This is a genomic window from Citromicrobium bathyomarinum (assembly GCF_038594485.1).
GTDB lineage: Bacteria > Pseudomonadota > Alphaproteobacteria > Sphingomonadales > Sphingomonadaceae > Alteriqipengyuania > Alteriqipengyuania bathyomarina_A.
Genome location: NZ_JBCFZG010000004.1, coordinates 645436 through 665920, shown reverse-complemented (window position 1 = coordinate 665920; position 20485 = coordinate 645436). Strand labels below are relative to the sequence as shown.

General features: G+C 63.9%; 21 protein-coding genes and 1 riboswitch. Of the genes, 9 read left to right on the top strand and 12 right to left on the bottom strand.

Annotation, left to right across the window (positions count from 1 at the left end):
* Positions 1–90 precede the first annotated feature (90 nt).
* Positions 91–705, bottom strand: coding sequence for a hypothetical protein (locus tag AAG591_RS08885; RefSeq protein WP_342530824.1), 615 nt, complete (start codon positions 703–705; stop codon positions 91–93).
* Positions 706–871: 166 nt separating this feature from the next.
* Between AAG591_RS08885 and AAG591_RS08880 the strand changes: the two genes are divergently transcribed.
* Positions 872–1342, top strand: coding sequence for a YaiI/YqxD family protein (locus AAG591_RS08880; protein ID WP_342530823.1), 471 nt, complete (start codon positions 872–874; stop codon positions 1340–1342).
* Positions 1343–1390: 48 nt separating this feature from the next.
* Here the strand turns inward: AAG591_RS08880 and AAG591_RS08875 are convergent, their stop codons facing one another.
* The 3 genes from AAG591_RS08875 to AAG591_RS08865 form a co-directional block, all read right to left on the bottom strand.
* Positions 1391–1681 carry a hypothetical protein gene (locus tag AAG591_RS08875; RefSeq protein WP_342530822.1) on the bottom strand — a complete coding sequence of 97 codons (291 nt, stop codon included), beginning with the start codon at positions 1679–1681 and terminating at the stop codon, positions 1391–1393.
* Positions 1682–1797: 116 nt separating this feature from the next.
* Positions 1798–3168, bottom strand: a complete 1371-nt coding sequence (locus AAG591_RS08870; protein WP_342530820.1) for a hypothetical protein — start codon at positions 3166–3168, stop codon at positions 1798–1800.
* A gap of 64 nt (positions 3169–3232) precedes the next feature.
* Complete coding sequence (locus tag AAG591_RS08865; RefSeq protein WP_342530819.1) at positions 3233–3568, bottom strand: hypothetical protein; 336 nt, start codon at positions 3566–3568, stop codon at positions 3233–3235.
* 370 nt (positions 3569–3938) lie between these two features.
* Between AAG591_RS08865 and AAG591_RS08860 the strand changes: the two genes are divergently transcribed.
* The 4 genes from AAG591_RS08860 (at position 3939) to AAG591_RS08845 (ending at position 6166) form a co-directional block, all read left to right on the top strand.
* Positions 3939–4490, top strand: a complete 552-nt coding sequence (locus tag AAG591_RS08860) for a DUF2589 domain-containing protein (protein WP_342530818.1) — start codon at positions 3939–3941, stop codon at positions 4488–4490.
* Between the two features lie 79 nt (positions 4491–4569).
* A complete protein-coding gene (locus AAG591_RS08855; RefSeq protein ID WP_342530817.1) occupies positions 4570–5253 on the top strand; it encodes a DUF2589 domain-containing protein in 684 nt (227 codons plus the stop codon).
* Positions 5253–5459 carry a hypothetical protein gene (locus tag AAG591_RS08850; RefSeq protein ID WP_342530816.1) on the top strand — a complete coding sequence of 69 codons (207 nt, stop codon included), beginning with the start codon at positions 5253–5255 and terminating at the stop codon, positions 5457–5459. The genes AAG591_RS08855 and AAG591_RS08850 overlap by 1 nt, the downstream gene beginning before the upstream one ends.
* Before the next feature lie 5 nt (positions 5460–5464).
* The gene (locus tag AAG591_RS08845) at positions 5465–6166 is read left to right on the top strand and encodes an endonuclease/exonuclease/phosphatase family protein (protein WP_342530813.1); all 702 of its coding nucleotides are present in this window, start codon (positions 5465–5467) and stop codon (positions 6164–6166) included.
* Between the two features lie 189 nt (positions 6167–6355).
* Here AAG591_RS08845 and thiC read toward each other — a convergent pair whose 3' ends face one another.
* Together thiC and AAG591_RS08835 are read right to left on the bottom strand one after the other, a co-directional pair.
* Positions 6356–8251, bottom strand: a complete 1896-nt coding sequence (gene thiC / locus AAG591_RS08840; protein ID WP_342530811.1) for a phosphomethylpyrimidine synthase ThiC — start codon at positions 8249–8251, stop codon at positions 6356–6358.
* Between the two features lie 48 nt (positions 8252–8299).
* Positions 8300–8411, bottom strand: a riboswitch (TPP riboswitch).
* A 53-nt stretch (positions 8412–8464) separates the two neighbouring features.
* Positions 8465–8650: a DUF1328 domain-containing protein gene (locus tag AAG591_RS08835; protein WP_342530809.1), complete on the bottom strand. Its 186-nt coding sequence runs from the start codon at positions 8648–8650 to the stop codon at positions 8465–8467.
* A gap of 197 nt (positions 8651–8847) precedes the next feature.
* On the opposite strand from AAG591_RS08835, the gene AAG591_RS08830 reads away from it, so the two are divergent.
* Positions 8848–10680: a hypothetical protein gene (locus tag AAG591_RS08830; RefSeq protein ID WP_342530808.1), complete on the top strand. Its 1833-nt coding sequence runs from the start codon at positions 8848–8850 to the stop codon at positions 10678–10680.
* Between the two features lie 9 nt (positions 10681–10689).
* Here AAG591_RS08830 and AAG591_RS08825 read toward each other — a convergent pair whose 3' ends face one another.
* Entirely contained in the window at positions 10690–11322 is a 633-nt protein-coding gene (locus AAG591_RS08825) for a glycoside hydrolase family 5 protein (RefSeq protein WP_342530805.1), read from the bottom strand.
* Positions 11322–11795 (bottom strand): cellulase family glycosylhydrolase, encoded by a 474-nt coding sequence (locus AAG591_RS08820; protein WP_342530803.1) that lies wholly within the window; start codon positions 11793–11795, stop codon positions 11322–11324. The genes AAG591_RS08825 and AAG591_RS08820 overlap by 1 nt, the downstream gene beginning before the upstream one ends.
* A 124-nt stretch (positions 11796–11919) precedes the next feature.
* Here AAG591_RS08820 and AAG591_RS08815 point away from each other — a divergent pair, with 124 nt between their 5' ends.
* Positions 11920–12627, top strand: a complete 708-nt coding sequence (locus AAG591_RS08815) for a DUF6445 family protein (protein ID WP_342530801.1) — start codon at positions 11920–11922, stop codon at positions 12625–12627.
* Positions 12628–12652: 25 nt separating this feature from the next.
* Here AAG591_RS08815 and AAG591_RS08810 read toward each other — a convergent pair whose 3' ends face one another.
* From AAG591_RS08810 to AAG591_RS08795, 4 genes are all read right to left on the bottom strand, one after another.
* On the bottom strand, positions 12653–13060 hold the full coding sequence (locus AAG591_RS08810) for a hypothetical protein (RefSeq protein WP_342530799.1): 408 nt from the start codon (positions 13058–13060) through the stop codon (positions 12653–12655).
* Positions 13061–13327: 267 nt separating this feature from the next.
* A complete protein-coding gene (locus AAG591_RS08805) occupies positions 13328–14698 on the bottom strand; it encodes a hypothetical protein (RefSeq protein ID WP_342530796.1) in 1371 nt (456 codons plus the stop codon).
* Positions 14685–16520: a DUF885 domain-containing protein gene (locus AAG591_RS08800; protein ID WP_342530794.1), complete on the bottom strand. Its 1836-nt coding sequence runs from the start codon at positions 16518–16520 to the stop codon at positions 14685–14687. The genes AAG591_RS08805 and AAG591_RS08800 overlap by 14 nt, the downstream gene beginning before the upstream one ends.
* Positions 16521–16641: 121 nt before the next feature.
* On the bottom strand, positions 16642–17523 hold the full coding sequence (locus AAG591_RS08795) for a MipA/OmpV family protein (RefSeq protein WP_342530793.1): 882 nt from the start codon (positions 17521–17523) through the stop codon (positions 16642–16644).
* Between the two features lie 127 nt (positions 17524–17650).
* Between AAG591_RS08795 and crtY the strand changes: the two genes are divergently transcribed.
* Positions 17651–18850 carry a lycopene beta-cyclase CrtY gene (gene crtY / locus AAG591_RS08790; RefSeq protein WP_342530791.1) on the top strand — a complete coding sequence of 400 codons (1200 nt, stop codon included), beginning with the start codon at positions 17651–17653 and terminating at the stop codon, positions 18848–18850.
* Positions 18843–20330, top strand: coding sequence for a phytoene desaturase (locus AAG591_RS08785; RefSeq protein ID WP_342530788.1), 1488 nt, complete (start codon positions 18843–18845; stop codon positions 20328–20330). The genes crtY and AAG591_RS08785 overlap by 8 nt, the downstream gene beginning before the upstream one ends.
* Positions 20331–20485: the final 155 nt, after the last annotated feature.

Here is a 20485-nt window from a genome sequence, read left to right as displayed (position 1 = left end):
CCAAAGCATTGTTCGGACACGCTTTTTCATCATGACAAAGCCGCGCCGGGTGACACATCGGCGTTTTCCGCCCGAAATTTTCGCCGCCCGCTATCGCTTGCCGTGTCGCTGGCGATCCTCGGCTGCGTCGAGCATGTGGCGCCGCTCGATATCCTTCGCCAGCGTGGCATCGTCGCCGAGCGCCCGCGCGCCGTCCTCGCCCTGCCACACGACTGCGCCGCGCTCGACCAGATCGAGCATTTTCTCCCACCTTTCCGACCAGAATTCCGCCGCCGCGCCATAACGCGACAGCCGCTGCGCGCCGACCGCGTTGCGGCGTGCGAGGAGGAACACGGTCAGCCGCTCGTCATACCGCCGCCGCGTGCCGATCTGCTCGCCGCCGTGGAACACCGGCTCTTCCACTCCGTACAAGGCACGTTCGAGCGCGGCCTGATGCAGTGCGTCGTAGCCATGCTGGAACGCCGCCTCCCACGCGATATCGAACGGCTCGCCTTTCAGCCGGTTGCGCAGCTTGTACGCCGACTGGCGCGACATGCCGACAGCCTTCGCCGCCGCCTTCACCTGCTGCGTCGCCGCAAGCACGCGCAGGAACTCCGCCATCTTTGGCTTGGTCCAGCGGTCCGCGGGCGGGACATAGGGGAGGCCGGCAAGGGCGGCCGGGGTTGCGGGGGGCGTGCGGGCGGAGGGGTTTTCGGGAGCGCTCATCGCGCAGGTTAAGACAGATTTGCGCGGAGTAGGAAAGTTTGGGCGATGGCGCGCAGGTTGCCCTCCCCTTCTCTTGCTCGTCACCCCGGACCTGATCCGGGGTCCCGCTTACTACCTCACCGCCCCACCTTGCCCCCGACTCCATATCATCTATCGAACGCGAACGATGCCGCAGACAGATGCTCCCGTCACCATCCTCGTCGATGCCGACGCCTGCCCCGTGAAGGAGGAAATCTACCGCGTCGCCGCACGCCACCGCGCGCATGTCCGCGTGGTGAGCAACAGCCCCTTCCGCGTTCCGGTGAGCGAGCGTGTGAAGCGCGTGGTGGTCTCGGATGGCTTCGACGCAGCGGACGACTGGATCGCGGAGCACGCCAGTCCGAGAACGGTGGTCATCACCGCCGACATCCTGCTGGCCGAACGCTGCCTGAGGGCGGGTGCCGTGGTCCTACGCCACGACGGCAAAAGCTTCGATGCCGCGAGCATCGGCAACGCGATCGCGACCCGCGCAATCATGGCCGACCTGCGCGCCGGGATGGACGGGGTCGGTGGCGGCCCGCCGCCGTTCAGCAAGGCGGACCGTTCGCGGTTCCTGCAGGCGCTGGACCGGGTGCTGGTGGGGATGGCGCGGGGTTAGGCGAAGCGACGGCAACCGCCCGACCCACCCTTTTCTATCGGTAAAGGCTCAGCGCGAGAGACGGCGACGATTGGCGCGCACCGGCTTGCCATAATGCGCCAGCGCGCGGCTGGTCGTTTTTTCGGCAGACTGGTTCGCACCGCCCGCCATCAGCGCGGGCATCAGCGTCATCGCAGCGGTCATTTTTTCGCTGACCATCAACCGCGCCTCCCGCTCGGCAATCTTGCCGCCCGACATCATCCGCAGCGTACGCAGCCAGATGACCATGCCCATCTCTGCACCGAGCATCCAGCTTTCGACTGCAAGTTCGGGCCAGGTCTTCGGGGTGGCCTTGGTCATTTAGGAGCACTCCGGCAGCGTGATGCTGCAGTGCGGTAACGCTGGGGGAGCGGGAATGGGGCCGGGGTTTTGGGCAAAGGCAAGCCAGCGCGGAAAAATTATGCAATCTTGCCGCCTCAGTCGAATCCAAATGACGGATCATAGAAGAAGAACTCAATGCGGTTCTCGATCTCTCGTGCGAGTGTCCGAATCGATCTCGGAGCTGCCGTACGTTCAATACCAGCATAAAAACTCAAAAAACCGACCAGAATACCAAACGTATGTTTTTCTAGCCCAAAGAAAGCCTTGCGCACTTGGTCAGTCGTGGGTGCATCACCGTGCACCACCATGTTTCGCACATGATAGGCGGAGCGAACATTGTCGTAAATCTCACACGCTGTTGCGGATCGGCCCCACGAGCCAACGTTCGCACATCTGACAGCAAGATTATGGACCTTCTCGTGCGAGCGGATTATCGCCAATGCCTCGAATGCAGATATCAGCCGCACGAGACGCAAATAATCGGAAGGCTCACAATACGCCTCCGCGATAAGCCTGTTGGCGTATCGAAGACGCTCGACAGTTGGTGTCCCATCGTGTTTCCCTGAAGCTAGCCAATCCGCAAAACTTGCAAAGAGCGGAGACATTGGCTCAAGCTCCCACTCAAAGTGCTGAATCGCATCATCGTCCAAGAACGATGAGACACCGACAGTTCCATGCGATAGCCAAACGTCGTTCTGCTCGATAATGACCGACGCACGGTTTTGTTCGAGGGTGAAATCCCCCGAAAGTCTAATCCTATGGGTGTGATAATAGCCGAAGAAAGTTCGCACTATATTTAGAGCAAACTCAGCGGTCTCTCGTGCTATCTCCCAAGCCAATTCTCGCTCTGAATGGCCAACATTGACCGAAATCACATGATCGAAATTCCTCATGTGCTCGATCCACTTTTTTAAGAGAAATTTGTGGACGTCTTTCGAAGATTCCGAAGGCTCCCATGGCTTTCTAAGCTTCTTTGCATTCTCCCTATAGAATCTCGCCTTTGATATTATCGATACAGGTCCAATATCAAATTTCAATCCTTTCGCACTGTATGAAAATTGAGAAGCGAATATATATGAACCATCAGGAAGCTCTATTTCTTTAAGCCTCTTGCGGGCCTTCGCAATTATGGCGTTCTCCGACGCGCTCGCCCATTTCCTCTTCTCTAAATCTTCATTAAAGCACTCCAAGAGTAACTTTTGTGCTGTATCCTGGCCGACTTTGAGAGCCATTCCTGCCTCACAAAGCAAACGGGAAGCAACACTCTCTAATATGGCGTAGCCTTCGCGATTAACATAATTAGCCTTCTTCAAGGGCTGGAGCACAACCGTATCGTGCGCGGCTGAGGAAAAGTCTCTATTGGAAACGGCGTCCCGAACAGTTATTATAGTATTCATCCACTCATCGATAAAAGTTGCAAACTCTGCCTCTATTGATTTTTTTTGGGACAAGATTCCAACCTTCATCTGCTAATTTTCAATGACCGACTTTTTTGAGAGCCCATGGCCGAATAGGCTTCCTCAGCTATACTCACTCCCCACCCGCAATCCGCCGATGCTCGTCCACGCTGCGCCGCATCTCGCGCGCCTGCAGGTGGAGCGCCTGGTTGCTCAGCCTGATCTCGCGGCTTTGCTGGAAGAAGCCTAGCACCAGCCACAAAAATGCGAGCGGGCTGGAGACGCCGCCGAGGAAGTCTCCCAGCTCGTTCAGCTGCAGGTCCGCCGGGTTCTGCCCTTGCGCGACGAGGTAGATCACCAGTCCGACGACATAGAGCGCGGTGAGCCACAGGCCGATCACCGGCAGGCGGCGGCGTTCGCGCTTGTCGTCGAGAATTTCGGCAGGTTCGGCGTGCGCGGCATCGGTCATGCCGTGTTGCATACACCGCTCGTCACCGGCGCGGTAGGCTTCGCCCGTGGTCTCCTACCCTACCCGTTCCGCCATCATTGCATCCACAATGGACCTAATCCGCCAAGGCTTCGGCCCCTCCTCCGGGGCGCGCCGCTAGCCTAGAGCCTCCTCCCCGCGCTCTGCGGAGTTCGGCGCTTCGGATAGTCGTCACCGCCTTGCGTGCGCCATGCGGGTGCGCTCCGCATCGCGCATCGCCCCACACTCCCCACCCCGTCCCGTCATCCAAAACCGAGGCAGCCGTGCGCGACAGCGCGGCGTGCTCGACGCAGTCTGGGGGCAGACCCGGGCGGTGAGCGCACCGGGCACCACCCTTGCAGGAGGGCCCGCGATGATCAGGTTCACCGATCTGGTAAACGGTATCCAGAGCGCCATTACCGGCGCGGTGCGCGGGGTCGAGGGGCAGCAGCTCGAGGCGCTGTTCGACTTCTTCCACACCGGCTCCGAAGAGCAGGAGCGCGAGAGCGGCACCCGCTACGAAAACCAGGAGCCGCGGTACGAGAATGTCGGCGTCGCCCGGAACGGCGGCGGGGACACGCGCTTCCTCAGCCCCAAGCTGGTCGAGATGCGCTTCGCCCGCGAAACCGCCGATGGGCCGCAGAGCCATTCGGTGTTCGTGCCGCTGATCTCGCTCGTCCCGATGAACGAGCTGCAGATCGAGTCGCTCGAACTCGAAATGGATGTCGAACTCGTGAACCACGAGGACGAGATGCTGGTCAACTTCCCGCAGTCGCGGCGCAATTTCCTCAATCGGGAGAATGCGGCCCAGGCGACCAAGGCGAATGCGAAGATCAAGCTGCACGTCACCGCCGGGCCGCGCCCGCCGGGCGTCGATATCGTCATGCAGGGCTACGAACGCGCACTGAAGGCGCAGATCCCCTGATGCGCCGCGCATCGCCTGCGCCCAGCCCAGCCCCGCCCGATCACCAGACCAACCCGATTTTTAGTGGAGGATAGACCCAATGCCTGAAGCACCCGCAGTACCCGGCCCCGCCCTTGCGTCGATGGCGCAGCAATTTGCCGGGCTGCCCATGCCCGCGCTGATCGGGGGGCCGCTGATGGCCGCCTGTTCGGCGAACCAGCAAATGGCGCTGACCCAGATCGACTTCCTGATGAAGACCTGCTTCGTCGAAGGCGACGATTCGACGGACAAGGGCAAAAGCTACGCCCCCGTAATGGTCAACATGACCCTGTCGCAGGGCATTATCGTACCGCCCGCCGAAGGATCGACCAATCCCACCGTGTCGCATGTCGACACCACGATCCAGGTCCCGCTGCTCACCATCCTGCCGCTCAATTCGCTGGCGGTCGACAATGTGACGATCAATTTCGACATGGAGGTGAAGAGCAGCTTTACCGACGATACCTCCAGCTCCACCTCGTCGTCGACCAAGGAAGATGCCAGCTTCGATGCCAAGGCGGGCTGGGGCATGTTCTCGGTCGAGATCAAGGGCAGCGTCAGCCACGACAGCTCCTCCGCCTCGTCCGACCAGCAGCATTATTCCAAGAGCAACGACGCGAAATATTCGGTCACCGTGCACGCGGGCCAGCTGCCGCTGCCGCCGGGCGTGACCACGATCATCCAGGCGATGACCAGCACGATGGCACCGATCCAGCTGCCTGCCGGCCCGGCGAAGGATAGCTGATGGGTGTCACCATTCCCTGCCCCGCGTGCACCGTGGGCTCGATCGTGATCGAGCCCCGGCTGCTGGCCACCGGATCGCGCTTTGCCTGCAACCGATGCGGCGCCGCGCTGGCGATCGCCCCGGGGAGCGTCGACACGCTGGAACGCGGCATCAACGCCTACGAGAAGATCAAGACGCGCGCCGCCTCGCTGGTGGAACAGGACTGAGGCTGGTGGCCATCTACGTCGCCTGGTTCAATGTGGAGAAGGTCGGTCGATCTTCTCCACGAGAAAAGGAAATCATCACCAATCATTTCCTGGATTACTGTTTCCGCAGCGAATTCGACATCGTCACGCTGCTGGAAATCCATTCCGCGCGCGAAACCGATATCGCGAGCTACATCAACAGCGTCTACGGCCCCGCCTACAGCGCCACCGTGGTGCACGGCGGGCACAGCAATTCGTACGTCTGCGCGATCAGGACGAGGACGACGACCTTCGACGGCTCGGTAAAGCTCGTCGGGCTCAACCGCGATGTCGCGGAATTCAGCACCAGCGCAAGCGGCGGTTTCAAGCTGAAGACCTACCTCGCCCATTTCAAGTCGGGCCAGACCGGCCTGACAGCGAAGCAATTGCGCGAAGCGGTGGACGCCGCGGCAAAGAATTCGGGCGGGACCTGGATGATCGGCGGCGATCTGAACTGGGAATATGACCGCAGAGAGGCGCTCGGCCTTCCAGGAGACGTCAAATTCTTCAGCTACTGGTCGGACTCGTCGCAGCGCAAGGGCGGCATTCTCGACTGGGCTCTGTACAGCGACAACCTGAAGATCAAGGCCGCCGGGATCAGCGAGTTCAAGCGCAAGCATTCCGAGTTCGGCGACATGTCCGGCCCCGATCACAAGCCCGTGGCGCTTCAGATCGACAACGGTGCCTGACTGCGCGCCGATGCGAACGCGGCATGCCGCACTATCAAACCCCGTTGCCGAGATGGACTTCGACGGCCGCAGGTTTCGCCCGGTCTTCGTATGACGCGGCTATGCTGCAGGCGGGACAGGCAACCGCCACCACCGGACAGGGGCGCGCCTCCCGAAAAGCGCGCCCGTTTCTTCCGGCTTCACGCCGCGTTAGTCGCGTTCGCGGTCGCCCTGGCCTATATACAGCTCACGACCCGATTGCTCGTAGACGCGGCTCATTTCCTCCATGCCCTCGCGCGCTTCCTCGGCCTCCTCGGCTGAGGTTTCCCGCCGGATGTTCTCGCTCGCCAGATAGCTGTCGCTGTTCTGCCTGGCGGCGAAGTCCCGCACTTCCTGGCTGATCTTCATCGAGCAGAACTTGGGCCCGCACATCGAACAGAAATGCGCGGTCTTGGCGCCTTCTGCGGGTAGCGTCTGGTCGTGGTACTGTTCGGCCGTATCGGGGTCGAGGCTGAGGTTGAACTGGTCGCGCCAGCGGAATTCGAAGCGCGCCTTGCTCAGCGCGTCGTCGCGCACCTGCGCTGCCGGGTGGCCCTTGGCGAGGTCGGCGGCGTGCGCGGCCAGCTTGTAGGTCACCACGCCCACCTTCACATCGTCGCGGTCGGGCAGGCCCAGGTGCTCCTTGGGCGTGACGTAGCAGAGCATCGCCGTGCCGTACCAGCCGATCTGCGCCGCGCCGATGCCGCTGGTGATGTGGTCGTATCCCGGCGCAATGTCGGTGACGAGCGGCCCGAGCGTGTAGAACGGCGCCTCGCCGCACGCCTCCAGCTGCTTGTCCATGTTCTCCTTGATCTTGTGCATGGGCACGTGGCCCGGCCCTTCGATCATCACCTGCACATCCTGCTCCCACGCCTTCTTGGTGAGTTCGCCCAGCGTGTAGAGTTCGGCGAACTGCGCTTCGTCGTTGGCGTCGTAGATCGACCCGGGGCGCAGGCCGTCGCCCAGCGAATAGGCGATGTCGTAGGCCTTCATGATCTCGGTGATCTCGTCGAAGCGCTCGTACAGGAAGCTCTCCTTGTGATGCGCGAGGCACCACTTGGCCATGATCGAGCCGCCGCGGCTGACGATCCCGGTCATGCGCTTGGCCGCCATCGGCACATAGGGCAGGCGCACCCCGGCGTGGATCGTGAAGTAGTCGACGCCCTGTTCGGCCTGTTCGATCAGCGTGTCGCGGAAGATTTCCCACGTCAGATCCTCGGCAATGCCGCCAACCTTTTCGAGCGCCTGATAGATCGGCACGGTGCCGATGGGCACGGGGCTGTTGCGGATGATCCATTCGCGCGTGTCGTGGATGTTGCGCCCGGTGGAGAGGTCCATCACGGTGTCGGCGCCCCAGCGGATCGACCAGACCATCTTGTCGACCTCGCTCGCGACGTCGCTGGCGACCGCGCTGTTGCCGATATTGGCGTTGATCTTGACCAGGAAATTGCGCCCGATCGCCATCGGCTCGCTTTCGGGGTGATTGATATTGTTCGGGATGATCGCGCGGCCCCGCGCAACCTCGTCGCGGACGAATTCGGGCGTCACGAATTCGGGAATCGCGGCGCCCCAGCTCTGCCCTTCGCGATCCTTGGCGATCTGCTCGCGGCCAAGGTTCTCGCGCTCCGCCACATATTCCATCTCGGGCGTGATGATGCCCTGCCTTGCATAGTGCATCTGGCTGACGTTCTGGCCCGCCTTCGCGCGCAGCGGACGCCTCACAGTGTTGGGAAACTGCGGCACACCCCCGCTGCGATCGGGGCCGAGCTGGCCGTTATCTTCGGGCCGGACTTCGCGCGCATCGTATTCCTCGACATCGCCGCGCGCCATGATCCATTCACGGCGCAGCTGCGGCAGGCCTGCGTTGATGTCGATGGCGGCATTCGGATCGGTGTAGGGGCCCGAGGTGTCGTAGACGCGCACCGAAGGCTCGCCCCCCTCGAGGTCGATCTCGCGCATGGCGACGCGCACGCCCGAGCCGGTGCGCGCGGCGACGTAGACCTTGCGCGAGCCTCTGATCGGCCCGGTGGTGACGCCGATTTCGACGGGTGAATTGATGTCGGCCATGAAAAAACGCTCCGTTAAATCGGAGCGAGGGCGGTGACCGGGGAAGTTATCCGAAAACCGCTCCCTCCCTCCGCCCGTATTACCGGGATCAGGTTCGACGGGTCGCGGTATATTCCGCTCTCAACCTGCGATCACGCGGCAGGCTCCCCGGGGATGGCAGGACTGTAGGTGAGGCAGTGGCCCGCGTAAAGCGGTGCCGGTCGGGCTCCCCGACTAGTCGAGCACGTCGCTCGCCTTCTTGCCTGCGAAAATGCCGAGCACCAGGAAAATGACGAACAGGACGGCAGCGATGATCGCCAGCCAGATCGCGACATCGACGAAGGCACCGGCAACGCCGCCGAAACCAAGGATCGCGGCAATAGCGGCGACGACGAGACAGATTATGGCCAGTTTGATCATGCAGACTGAACCGGAAGCGGAAGCGAATGTTCCCGATCGGCTGCCTGATCGGGGCACTGTGCGTACCAGCTTCCCGCGCGCCCAGACAGAGGCGGTTTCCGGGAGCCGAAAGGCGCACCGACTGCTGCCGGGACCCCCCGCCTTGAAATGCTAACAAAGGTCAGGTTAGGTTCCCCTCGACAATTCCGGGGGGAAAAATGACCGACACGATCCGACCCTACAAGCTTGGCGAACACGAATGCGCCAACCTTGCGGACCTTGCGGCAGCCATGGCCGAGAACCACGAGACCGCAGCCGAACATATCGAGCGCGGGTACATCCAGAAGTGGCTCGAGGACGAGTTGCGCGAATACGATGCCCGCATCGCTCTCGACAAGCTGCTGGAGGACAACGACCCTGAGCGCGCCTTCTTCGAGTTCGCGCTGCGCTACGCGCCCGCTTGGACTCCGGTGATCGAGGGCTTGCCGGTTCAGCCCGAGTTCCTCGACGAATACCTGCCGCAATTGCTGAAGGACGATTACGTCGTCGCGACAACGGAACTGGTGCGCTTCGCAGCCAAGCTGTACCGCTGGAACGTGCTCACCGATGAACGTGTGTCCGGCGGCAACGAGAGATGGGCCGCTATCGATGCGGCATGGCGGCGCGAGTATCACGATGCCGCACTCGCGCATGGTGAGACGCTGCTCTACCGCTCCTTCTGGAAGGCGCCGGACGATGCGGTCGATCCCTTCCTCTCTGGCGACCGCAACGTGGAAGTGGTGCTGGCGCGCGCGGCGGCAAAGTCGGCGGACCACGACCCGGAGCAGTTCGAGAAAGCGAAGTTGATACTTGCGGCGAAGGAAAAGCTCGCCCTGCTCGCCGAGCTGTGGGTGGCAGACAATCCTGCGGCCCAGCAATCCCCGCGCCTGAAGGTCGAGGACGGCCTCTATTACGAACAGGCGATGAAGCGCGCCTGGTTCGCGGACTTGCTGAAGAGCGATGAATTTCGCACTCCCGGACGGGAAGCGACATTGCATTCCGTCGCGAAGATCGCGGCGTACCAGCAGAGCGATGCGGAACACCATGCCGAGAAGGCCGAAGCGGAGGCTGCTTCGGACAAGCCGGGCATCCTGAGCCGGATCGATCGGAAACTCTCCGCCCTCGACCCCAAGCTGCGCGCGCTCGCATTCGGGCTCAGCTTGTTCATCCCGCTGTTTTTTTACGAAAGGTATGGCGGCAGCGTGCTCTGGGGCCTGCTGTGCTGGGCGATGCTGGCGGCGACGATCGGCTACGGAGTCATGCGCGTCCTGCCGGTCAAGCCGGAGAAAAGGTGGATCGACGTCCTGGGGGCGCTCTTCATCGGGTGGGCGCTGATCTCGTACTTCGCCATGGACCTCGACGCGTCGGCTTTCCTGTACGAGGCCGCGTTCGGCGCGGTGGCGGGCGCGATCGGGTTCTTCTGGACACAGCTCGGTTCCGTCCGCCGGAAAAGACTCGCGCGCGAGGCGCAGGATGCGCAATCCGCGATCGACCCGAACGATACAAAGCGTATCTCGACGGATGCGCTTGCGAAGATGTTCTTCCCCGAAATGATCCTGGATATTCCATTCGCGCAGCGCACCGCGCGCGAGAAGGCATTCGCCGCCGCAGTCCAGTACGGGCATGCGGACACCACCGGGCTTACCCGCTTTGCCGATCCGCGAAGCCCGGTCGCGCCCAACCATGGCGGTGGCATGTCGGTTAACGCCGGTGGCTTCAACGTGGCGAGCGACGGCACCACGACCACTCAGCTGATGGACGGCGTTTCCTTCGACAACAAGAAGAACTGGAACGTGCGCGTGGCCGATGGGGTGACGGTTCACTCCGACGGCAAGCACACGGTCAGCATGGGTGGCATCGACGTCCGCAGCGATGGCCAGATCAGCACCGAAATCGCCGGATTCCGCATTTCATCGAAGGGCAAGGACGAGAAGGCAGCCAGCAGCTGGCTTGCCCCGAAGGAAGAAACCGACTGGTTCGGCAACAAGAAGAAGAAGGGCTGGTTCGACTAGCCCAGCCCCTCACAACCCGATCGCATCCAGCAGCACGTCGTACCAGTCGCCCGTCGCGTAATCGCGGAAGGGCATGGTGTTCTGGTAACCCCACACGCAGCCGTCGATATCGGCGGCGTGGAAGGCGTCGGTCACCGCCTCGTAATAGGCTGCGCGCTGGGCCAGCGGGACGCCCTCGTACACGCCGTATTCGCCGAGGAACAGCGGGCGACCCGTGCGCGCCATGTAGTCGCGCGCCTTCTGTACATCGGCGGCGAGCTGGCTCGCGTCCGCCGCGCTGCCGTAGGTCACGCCGGTCGGCTGCACCGGGGTGATCCACGGTGCGCCCTGGTGGGTGAAGTTGAACGGGTCGTAATAATGGAAGGTCGCGATCAGGTTGGGATCGTCGGGCGCCTCGAAGGTCGCGAGCGAATTGATCCCGCTATAGGATTGCCCGCCCACCACCACGGCCCGCGTGGGGTTGGTCGTGCGGATTTGTGCCAGCGCATCGGCATAGAGGCCGGTCAGTTGCGCGTTGGTCAGGTTGCCGTAGGGCTCGTTCATCAGTTCGAACCAGACTTCCCCATCCTTGCCCTGAAACCGCTCGGCCACCTGCTTCCACAGCGCCACGAAGCGGTCGTGCTCGGCGGCGGGATTGGCCATCAGCTCGTCGTGTGGTTGTCGAGGATCACCCGCAGGCCCTGCGCGCGAGCCGTATCGACGATATGCTCCGCGCGGTCGAGGAAGGCGGGATCGATCGTATAGGGCGCGGTCAGCTGCTGGTGCCCTGCGAAGCGCGCGGGAAAGCGCACGGTCGCGAAGCCCTTGGCGGCGATGTCGACGAGGTCGCTGTCGCGCAGCGCGGGGCCCCAGTCGCCTTCGTTCGGGGCTTCGAGATAGTTGGCAAGGTTGACGCACGCGCCCAGCTGCGCGTCGGCCTGCGTCAATGCAGACGGTGTGGGACTTGGCGAGGGCGTGGGACTTGGCGAGGGCGCGGGCGACTGGGTCGGTGGCGGGGCGCCCGTGGAACCCGGCGTCCCTCCGCCGCTATCGCCGCCGCACGCCGTCAGCGCCAGCACCATCGCTGCGCCCAGCAGGTGCCCGACCCGCATTCTCTTCACGGTTCCGCGCATCATATCGCCATGTCCTCTTCCCTTGGGTGATAGCGCTACCACATCACGCAGGGGCTGCCAATCGAGCGTCATCGCCGCGCCATGCGACGCTGGCGTTGACGCGGGCGGCCCGCCCCCGCACCCTGCAATGGCCATGATAGATCCGTCCCCTACCGACCTCCCCGAAGCGCAGATCACGCTCCACCGCTTCGGGCACGAGCGCGAGCCGGTCGTCCAGATCGACGGTTTCAGCGGGCGGGTGGATGCGCTGCTCGCACGGGGACGCGCGGCCGATTATTCGCCTGCGGGAGCATATTATCCGGGTCTGCGCGCGCCTGCGAAGCCCGACTACCTCGTCCCGCGCAATCCGCTGCTGGCAGAGGTGATGCGGCGGGTCTTCGGCTTCGGCCAGTCGCTCAGATGCGAGGCGGCGTCCTATTCGCTCGTGACGCTGGCCCCGGGCGAGCTTTCTGCGTCGCAGCGCCTCCCGCATTACGACGACACCGGGCCGGGGATCATCGCAGTGATGCACTACCTGCTCGGCCCCGAGAGCGGCGGGACCGCCTTTTACCGCCATCGTCGCACCGGGTTCGAAACGGTCACTCCCGAGCGCAAGCCCGCCTACCACGCGGCGCTGGCGGCGGACGATCGCGCCTGCGGAGCGCCGGCGGCGGGATATCATTATGGCGACAGCGACCGGTACGAAATGATCGGGGAGATCGACGCAAAGCCCGACCGGCTGATCCTCTATCGCGGGCGACTGCTCCATTCGGGCGTCATCCCCGATCCGGACAAGCTCTCCGACGATCCCGTGAAGGGCCGCCTGACGATCAACATGTTCCTGGAAGGGGCCTAGGCGTCGGCCCTGCCCTCGCGGTTCGCTAGAACGTATCCAGCCGCGACAGCGCGACGAAGATGAAGCCCGCGCCCAGCACTGCCGAAACACCTGCCCACACCTCGCTCGCGCTGCCGATCAGCCATTTGCCGATGGTCACGAAGCGCTCTCCCGCAGCAAGGAACAGGATGCCTTCGACCGTCAGCAGACCGCCCAGCGCGGCGACCGCGATGAACAGCCAGTCATCGGGCCGCCAAGGCGTGACGAGATAGATGACCGCGCCCAGCGACAGGGTGAACAGCCCGGCGATGAAGCGCATTCCCGGCGACTGTTCGAGATCGTGCATCATGCCTTTCCAAGTGCCCGGCATGCGCAGTTCGCCCATTGCAGCGGCGAAGGAATAGATGCCCAGGAAGAGGGTGATCCAGGCGGGGATGGTGTCGGCAGTGGCCATGGCGCGGCGGGTGGTCCTTCAACTTGGTTGCGTTCCGAATATGCCGACCGCGTGGGTAGGACGCGATACGGGAAGAAGGCACCCGCTCAGCCGGACGAAGCCTGCATCGGGGCAGCCATCCCGCCCGTGTCACCGCAAGATGATGTGCGTGTGACCAGCAGCCGGAATCGGAGTTAACAATTGTTTTAATGAAGGATCGACGGGGCGCGTGCAAGCGCGCCCATTACTGGTGAATCGAGCCCGCCCCGAATTGCTACAGACGGGCGCTCAATCACTACCTTCGGGGGTGGCGCCTTGCGGAGCAAGCTGCGCCAGCGCGGCGAGCGCCGCCGTATTGTCCGCCCCCACCAGAGCCCGCGCCTGCGCGATGAATGCGTCGCTCGCCCCGAGTTTGCCGGCGGTCGCGAACCAGTGTTCGGCGGTCCACGGCGCGCCCGACCTTACCGATCCGAAGAAGCTGCGGTCGAAAGCGTGCAGGTCCGATCCCGCGCCACGCAATTCGCGGTTCAGTGCGAGCATCAGGATCATCCCGCAGGCATAGTGCATGTCGAATGCGGCGCTTGCCGCGGCCTCGGTCAGCGGCCTTTGTTCGAGGCCCTGCCTGCAGGCATCGCGCGCTTCGGTGGTCCGCTGCTGTACATAGGCGTCGCGCCCTTCCGCGGTGAAGACCAGCGCGGCCAGTGCATCGGCTCCGCCCTCGTGAATCCACGCGATCCGATCGTCGCCCAGCAGGCTTCCGGCCAGTTCCTGCTGGTAGAGATGCCCCGCCTCGTGCGCGAAGAACCAGTCGATCCAGTCGGTCGGCCCGGCCAGTTTCCGGTCGATCCCCTCGCCATCGAAATGCATGAAGATCTGGTTGGGCAAGGTGCCGCCCTGGATCGAGACATTGCCATCGGGCTGCGCGCGCCGGTCGATCGAGACGTAGAGGTCGGGCGCGGTGCTCAGCGGTCCGTAGGCATCGGCCAGCCGCCGCATCGCATCGGGCAGTCCGGTGGCGAGGCGGGCACGCATCGCTTCGGGCAAACCGGGATCGACGATCGCATTGAAGCCGTCCGCCGCAACGGGAGCAAGATTGCCGACGAAGACGTTGCTGCCCGACCCTTCGCTGACGAAGCGGGCATGGCTTTGCGAGCGCGTGCCGGGGGTCGCCACGGCACGGCCGGGCGCGTCGATGGTGAGCGGCAGGGGCCCGTCGCCGTCGCACGGCAGGCTGGCGCAGGCGTGAAACTGGCCGGAATAGACCAGCAGGCTGCCATCGCTGAACGGAGAGAACGGACCGTAGGCCTTGACCAGTGAGCGGTAACGCGGCGTCACCGACAGCGCGACATTATCGAAAACCCGCCCATCGGCACGCTCCAGCCGCTCGCCATCGCCTTCCGCGACCCAGCGAAACGCCGGGTCGAGCGGATGCCACGCGGTTTCGCGATAATCGCCCGTCCGCTGGGCGAAATGAAGCGCGACTGTCGGCTCTGCCAGCCGGTAGCGCAGTTCGACCTCACCGCCGTCGGGCACGGCGAGCTCGGCCGTCACGGGGGCGACGGGCAGCCGCTCTTCGGCAGAGGGCACCGTGGCGCACGCTGCAAGCGCGGAGGCGGAGGCTGCGATCAGCCCTGCACGAACGAACCTAACCACCGCCATTGGCGATCCACCGGTCGATCTTCTCTTCCAGCACGGGCAGCGGCAGTCCGCCGGTGTTCAGCACCTGCGCGTGGAAATCCTTGATATCGAACGCGTCGCCCAGCTTCGCCTTGGCGCGGTCGCGCAGTTCCTGGATCTTCATCGCGCCGATCTTGTAGGCGAGCGCCTGGCTCGGGATGGCGATGTAGCGTTCCACCTCGGCGACCACTTCGGTGCGGGTCATCCCTGAGTTTTCGAGCATGAAATCGATCGCCTGATCGCGGGTCCAGCCTTTCGAATGGAGCCCGGTGTCGACCACCAGCCGCATCGCGCGCAGCTGTTCGTCCTGCAAGGTGCCGTAGCGGGCCCACGGATCGTCGTAGAAGCCCATGTCGTAGCCCAGCGTCTCGGCATAGAGCGCCCAGCCTTCGACGAAGGAGGTCGTCCCGCCGAAGCGCATGAACGCGGGCAGATTCTCGTTCTCCTGCGCCAGGCTGATCTGGAAGTGATGCCCCGGCTCGCCTTCGTGGAGGTACAGCGTGACGTTGCCGGTCGTCAGCCGGCTCGGCAGATCATAGGCGTTGAAGTTGAAGGTGCCGGGGCGCGATCCGTCGGGCGTGCCCGACTGGTACGAACCGCCCGCCTGGAACTGCTCGATCGAGGGATCGTAGGGTTTGATCACCAGATCGGCCTTGGGGGTGAGCGAGAAATAGTCGCCGATCTTCTCGTCCACCCGCTTGCCGATATCGTAATAGCTCTGGGTCAGCGCCTCGCGGCTCTTCGGCTTGAACTTCGCGTCGGTGCGCACGTAATCGAAGAACTCGGTCAGCGTGCCGTCGAAGCCGACCTCTTCCCTCAGCGCATCCAGCTCGCCCTTGATCCGCTCGACCTCGGACAGGCCGAGCTTGTGGATGTCGTCGGCCTTCAGCGGCAGCGTCGTGGTGCTCTCGATCAGCTGTTCGTACAGCTTGTCGCCGCCCTTCATCGCGCTCAGCCCCACCTGTTCGCGCGCGACGGGCAGGTATTCGTCGCGCAGGAAATCGCGCAGCCGCTCGTGCGCGGCGTAGATTTCCTTCGTCTTGGCTTCGTAGGCTGCAGTCAGCCGGGCCTTGTCCGCGTCCGAGAAATCCTCGGGAAACATCGTCGTCGGACCCATGAACTGCGATTGTGCGATCGGGATCGCCAGCTGCGTGTCGAGCTGCGAAATCACGTTGCCGATCGTCAGCTTGGTCTCGACCACGCCGCTCTCCATCCCTTCGCGGAACTTCGCGATCGAGCGGTCGGTGATGGCGATGTAGTCGTCGTGGCGGCTGAGGTTGTCCTCGTAATTCGCCATGGTCTTGAACGGCGCCGCGCCGCTGCCGCTCGCGAAATCGGGGTAGAAGGTGTGGAAGCCGCTGAAGTGATTGACCGGGCGCACTTCGGTCAGCGCGCGGATTTCGGGCGTGCTGCCCTTCAGCGATTGCTCGATATTATACCTGAAGACATCGTAGGCGAGCTGGTCGGTCGGCGAGAGCTTGCTGCGGTCGATCTGCTGCAACAGCGCGGCGTTGAGCTGCGTGTCGCGCAGGTCGGCGTAGTAAGACGCGTCGGTCAGGTAATCGCCCAGCCGGTCCGCATTGGTATCGTCGCCCCGGAAAAGGCGACCGAGCGGGTTGAGTTCCAGCCCGCGCTTGTCGGAATCGGCGAACAGCGCAAACAGCTTGTCATGTTCGGACTGCTGGGCGCTGGCGGTCGCCGATGTGCCCTCATCCTGCGCGGATGCCACGCCGGGCGCGGCGAGGAAGGCAAGCGTAGCGGCTCCCGCGAGCAGGTGCCGCGTGGCGGTGTGGGCAATGGTCATGTTGGTGGTCCCCCTGAAGATCGATCGGGGGAGATGTTACCTGCCGCCGCGGGCCCTGCCAAACGCCTTCGACCAGCGACCCGATGCGCTCGACCGGTGACAGACCCGGCGAAGATGCGACCTAGAACGTGTAGCCGATCCCGCCGCCGACCATCCACTGGTCGGCGCTGCCCCGGTCGGCCACGAAGGGCGAATCCGCCGCATCCCCGATCATTCGCGAATAGCCACCGATCGCGAACAGGCCGAGCCCGCCATTGGTCAGGTCGCCATCCAGATCGTATCCGCCCAGCAGATTCACGCCCCATTTGTTGAAGCCCGCACCCGCGTCATACGCGGGCAGCCCGCTGGCGAGCGCCTGCGCAGGCGTGACCGAGAAGTAATAGCTGTTGAAATTCTCGTCCCCGTGCTCCGCCGAAACCGACAGGCTGACCGCGGCGGCCCTGCTGACGGGTGTGAAGTAGGATATGCTGGGCGAGATCGTGCGGCCTTCGTGCGCGCCCGCGACATCCCAGCGCACGTCCACTGTTGCGCCGAGGCTGTCGTAGGGGTTCAGCATGCCGGAAACGCTGACCCCTGCGCTGCCACCCACTTCCCAGGCGGTGTCGAGCTTGCCCGCCGCCGCAACGACCGGGTCCTTGATCTTGCCCGTGCGGCTGGTGCGAACGCGCACAGTAGGGCCGAAGGCGAATGAGAGCTTGCCATCGCCATCGGGCACCAGATCGAGCGCGGCGCCAGCAGCGCGTGGCTCGATCCCGATGCCGCCCACGCTTCCGCGGATCAGCGGGAGCGGGAAAAGCTTGTAGTCGTCAGACCCGTCATATTCGGGGACATAGCCCGCCCCGACGCCGATCATCATCCAGTCGCCGTCGAAGACCGTGCCCTGCGTCATGGAGCGCGCGGGGGCATCTGCCTCTACGTCGGCATCGGTCTCGCTCTGCGCGAAGGCGGGGCTGGCAGTCGCGCACAAGGCGATTGCGGCCAGAGCCGGGGCAATACGACGCATGCTGGAAATCCTCCTGTTACACCTTCCGAACGAGTTTTCATCGGCAACGTTCCTCGATCCCTTGGCGATACCGAGGATGCCCTCAAGTCCATTTGCCTCTTGTGATCTACGCCCCTAACGACCGGTTATGACAGGGGCACGCGCCGATATTGCAATCCTTGGCGGAGGCCTCGCCGGTGGGCTGATCGCGCTCGCAGTGCGCCGGGCCGATCCATCGCTGTCGGTGGTGCTGGTCGAGGCGGGCGAGACGCTGGGCGGCAACCACCGCTGGAGCTGGTTCGAAAGCGATCTGGGTGACGAAGGGCAGGCGCTGCTCGCGCCGTTTCGCAAGACCCACTGGCCGCTCGGCTACGATGTCCATTTCCCCGAACATTCGCGGCGGCTGGAAAGCACCTACGTCTCGCTCTCGTCGATCGATTTCGACGCCGCGCTGCGCCGCGAACTGGCGCAGTCGACCATCCATACCGGCCGCAACGTTGCCTCGGTCGATGCGCGCGGGGCGACGCTGGAAGGCGGGGAGCGGATCGAGGCGCGCTGCGTGATCGATGCGCGCGGCTACATCCCCTCCGACGCGTTCGAAGGCGGCTGGCAGGTCTTCATGGGCCGCCACCTGCGCACCGACGCCCCGCACGAGGTCGACCGCCCGATCGTGATGGACGCAAAGGTCGCCCAGCACGACGCCTTCCGCTTCGTCTACACCCTGCCGCTCGCCGCGGACGAGCTGTTTGTCGAAGACACCTATTATCAGGACAGCCCCGTGCTCGACCGCGCGGCACTGTCCAGCCGGATCGAACGCTATTGCGAGGCGATGGGCTGGCATGGCGAGCCGATCGGCTTCGAAACCGGGGTGCTGCCGGTCATTACCGGCGGCGATCTTGCCCGCTACCAGCGCGAGGTGCGCGTGCCCGGCGTGGCGATGGCGGGCGCGCGCGCGATGATCGGCCATCCGCTGACCAGCTACACGCTGCCCTTCGCGGTCGAGACTGCGCTTTTGGTGGCGCAGAACAAGGATCTGCCCGGCGAACAGATGGCCGCGCTGCTCGAAGCGCACGCGCGCCGCGTGTGGCAACGCACCGGATTTTACCGGATGCTCGGCACGATGCTGTTCGGCGCGGCGAGACCTGAGGAACGATATCGCATCTTCTCGCGCTTCTATCGCCTGTCGCCGGGCCTGATCGAGCGGTTCTATGCCGCGCGATCGACCACCGGGGACAAGCTCAGGGTGTTGACCGGCAAGCCGCCGGTCCCGATCCCCCATGCCTTGCGCGCGTTGGCATCGCACCGCCCGCCGCTCGCTCCACAGGAAGGAACCTCGACTAATGGCTGAAGGCCGCAACGCATGCGTGATCGGGGCCGGGTTCGGCGGGATGGCGCTCGCCATCCGTCTCCAGAGCGCCGGGATCGCCACCACCGTGATCGAGGGGCGAGACAAGCCCGGCGGGCGCGCCTATTTCTGGGAGCGTGACGGCTTCACCTTCGACGGCGGGCCCACTGTGGTCACCGATCCCGACTGCCTGAAGGAATTGTGGGCGCTGTCGGGCCATGACATGGCCAAAGATGTCGAGCTGGTCCCGGTCAAGCCCTTTTACCGCCTCAACTGGCCCGACGGCACCAATTTCGACTATTCGAACGACCACGAGGAGCTGTTCGCAGAGATCGCCAAGCTCAACCCCAAGGATGTCGAAGGCTACCAGCGCTTCCTCGATTATTCGGCGGGCGTGTACGAGGAAGGCTATGTGAAGCTGGGCACGGTGCCCTTCCTCGATTTCAAGTCGATGCTGAAAGCCGCGCCGGCGCTCGCCAAGAAGCAGGCCTATCGCAGCGTCTATTCGATGGTTTCGAGCTTCGTCGAGAACGAGAAGCTGCGCGAGGCGCTCAGCTTCCACACGCTGCTGGTCGGCGGCAATCCGATGAAGACGAGCAGCATCTACGCGCTGATCCACAAGCTGGAGATGGACGGCGGCGTATGGTGGACCAAAGGGGGCACCAACCGCCTGATCGCCGGGATGGTCCGCCATTTCGAGCGGCTCGGCGGCACGATGCGGGTGGGCGACCCGGTGGTCGGCATCGATGTCGACGACAAGCGCGCGAAGAGCGTGATGACCCAGAGCGGCCACGTACAAGGCTTCGATGCGGTCGCCAGCAATGCCGACATCATGCATTCGTACCGCGACCTGCTGGGCAAGTCGCAGCGCGGGTGGAGCATGGGCCGCAGGCTGAAGCGCAAGAGCTACAGCCCCGGGCTGTTCGTGGTTCATTTCGGGCTCGAAGGCACATGGCCCGGCATTGCCCACCACATGATCCTGTTCGGCCCGCGCTACAAAGGGCTGCTCGACGACATCTATTCCAACGGTGTGCTGCCCGAAGATTTCTCGATCTACCTCCACCATCCGAGCAAGAGCGATCCGAGCATGGCACCGCCGGGGATGAGCACGTTTTACGCGCTGGTGCCCGTCGCCCATCAGGGCAAGCTCCCGGTGGACTGGGACGAAATCGGCCCGCTGCTCGAAAAGCGCATCCTCGACGAGGTCGGCAAGCGGCTGGTGCCCGACATTCACAAGCGGATCGTGACCAAGTTCCACTATGCGCCGAGCGATTTCGCCACCGATCTCAACGCGCATCTGGGCAGCGCCTTCAGCCTCGAGCCGGTGCTGACGCAGAGCGCGTATTTCCGCGGCCACAACCGCGACGATGTGATCAAGAATTTCTACCTCGTCGGCGCAGGCACCCATCCGGGCGCGGGCATTCCCGGCGTGGTCGGCAGCGCGAAGGCGACGGCGGGGCTGATGATCGAGGATCTCGCATGATCCTCCCCGGCACGGGGAGGGGGACCAGCCGCGAGCCCTACTTCGCCCAGAATACACGCGGTGATGGCAGACCCGATCTCCTCCCCCTTGAGGGGGAGGTTGGGTGGGGGTGTACCCAAAGCCCGAGAGGGAGGAGCCCCCTCCCCCAACCCCTC

What these genes read in the sequence shown, in the direction of transcription:
- AAG591_RS08885 (WP_342530824.1), bottom strand. Translation starts at nt 705, where the DNA reads ATGAGCGCTCCCGAAAACCCCTCCGCCCGCACGCCCCCCGCAACCCCG.
- AAG591_RS08880 (WP_342530823.1), top strand. Translation starts at nt 872, where the DNA reads ATGCCGCAGACAGATGCTCCCGTCACCATCCTCGTCGATGCCGACGCC.
- AAG591_RS08875 (WP_342530822.1), bottom strand. Translation starts at nt 1,681, where the DNA reads ATGACCAAGGCCACCCCGAAGACCTGGCCCGAACTTGCAGTCGAAAGC.
- AAG591_RS08870 (WP_342530820.1), bottom strand. Translation starts at nt 3,168, where the DNA reads ATGAAGGTTGGAATCTTGTCCCAAAAAAAATCAATAGAGGCAGAGTTT.
- AAG591_RS08865 (WP_342530819.1), bottom strand. Translation starts at nt 3,568, where the DNA reads ATGACCGATGCCGCGCACGCCGAACCTGCCGAAATTCTCGACGACAAG.
- AAG591_RS08860 (WP_342530818.1), top strand. Translation starts at nt 3,939, where the DNA reads ATGATCAGGTTCACCGATCTGGTAAACGGTATCCAGAGCGCCATTACC.
- AAG591_RS08855 (WP_342530817.1), top strand. Translation starts at nt 4,570, where the DNA reads ATGCCTGAAGCACCCGCAGTACCCGGCCCCGCCCTTGCGTCGATGGCG.
- AAG591_RS08850 (WP_342530816.1), top strand. Translation starts at nt 5,253, where the DNA reads ATGGGTGTCACCATTCCCTGCCCCGCGTGCACCGTGGGCTCGATCGTG.
- thiC (WP_342530811.1), bottom strand. Translation starts at nt 8,251, where the DNA reads ATGGCCGACATCAATTCACCCGTCGAAATCGGCGTCACCACCGGGCCG.
- AAG591_RS08835 (WP_342530809.1), bottom strand. Translation starts at nt 8,650, where the DNA reads ATGATCAAACTGGCCATAATCTGTCTCGTCGTCGCCGCTATTGCCGCG.
- AAG591_RS08830 (WP_342530808.1), top strand. Translation starts at nt 8,848, where the DNA reads ATGACCGACACGATCCGACCCTACAAGCTTGGCGAACACGAATGCGCC.
- AAG591_RS08825 (WP_342530805.1), bottom strand. Translation starts at nt 11,322, where the DNA reads ATGGCCAATCCCGCCGCCGAGCACGACCGCTTCGTGGCGCTGTGGAAG.
- AAG591_RS08820 (WP_342530803.1), bottom strand. Translation starts at nt 11,795, where the DNA reads ATGATGCGCGGAACCGTGAAGAGAATGCGGGTCGGGCACCTGCTGGGC.
- AAG591_RS08815 (WP_342530801.1), top strand. Translation starts at nt 11,920, where the DNA reads ATGGCCATGATAGATCCGTCCCCTACCGACCTCCCCGAAGCGCAGATC.
- AAG591_RS08810 (WP_342530799.1), bottom strand. Translation starts at nt 13,060, where the DNA reads ATGGCCACTGCCGACACCATCCCCGCCTGGATCACCCTCTTCCTGGGC.
- AAG591_RS08805 (WP_342530796.1), bottom strand. Translation starts at nt 14,698, where the DNA reads ATGGCGGTGGTTAGGTTCGTTCGTGCAGGGCTGATCGCAGCCTCCGCC.
- AAG591_RS08800 (WP_342530794.1), bottom strand. Translation starts at nt 16,520, where the DNA reads ATGACCATTGCCCACACCGCCACGCGGCACCTGCTCGCGGGAGCCGCT.
- AAG591_RS08795 (WP_342530793.1), bottom strand. Translation starts at nt 17,523, where the DNA reads ATGCGTCGTATTGCCCCGGCTCTGGCCGCAATCGCCTTGTGCGCGACT.
- crtY (WP_342530791.1), top strand. Translation starts at nt 17,651, where the DNA reads ATGACAGGGGCACGCGCCGATATTGCAATCCTTGGCGGAGGCCTCGCC.
- AAG591_RS08785 (WP_342530788.1), top strand. Translation starts at nt 18,843, where the DNA reads ATGGCTGAAGGCCGCAACGCATGCGTGATCGGGGCCGGGTTCGGCGGG.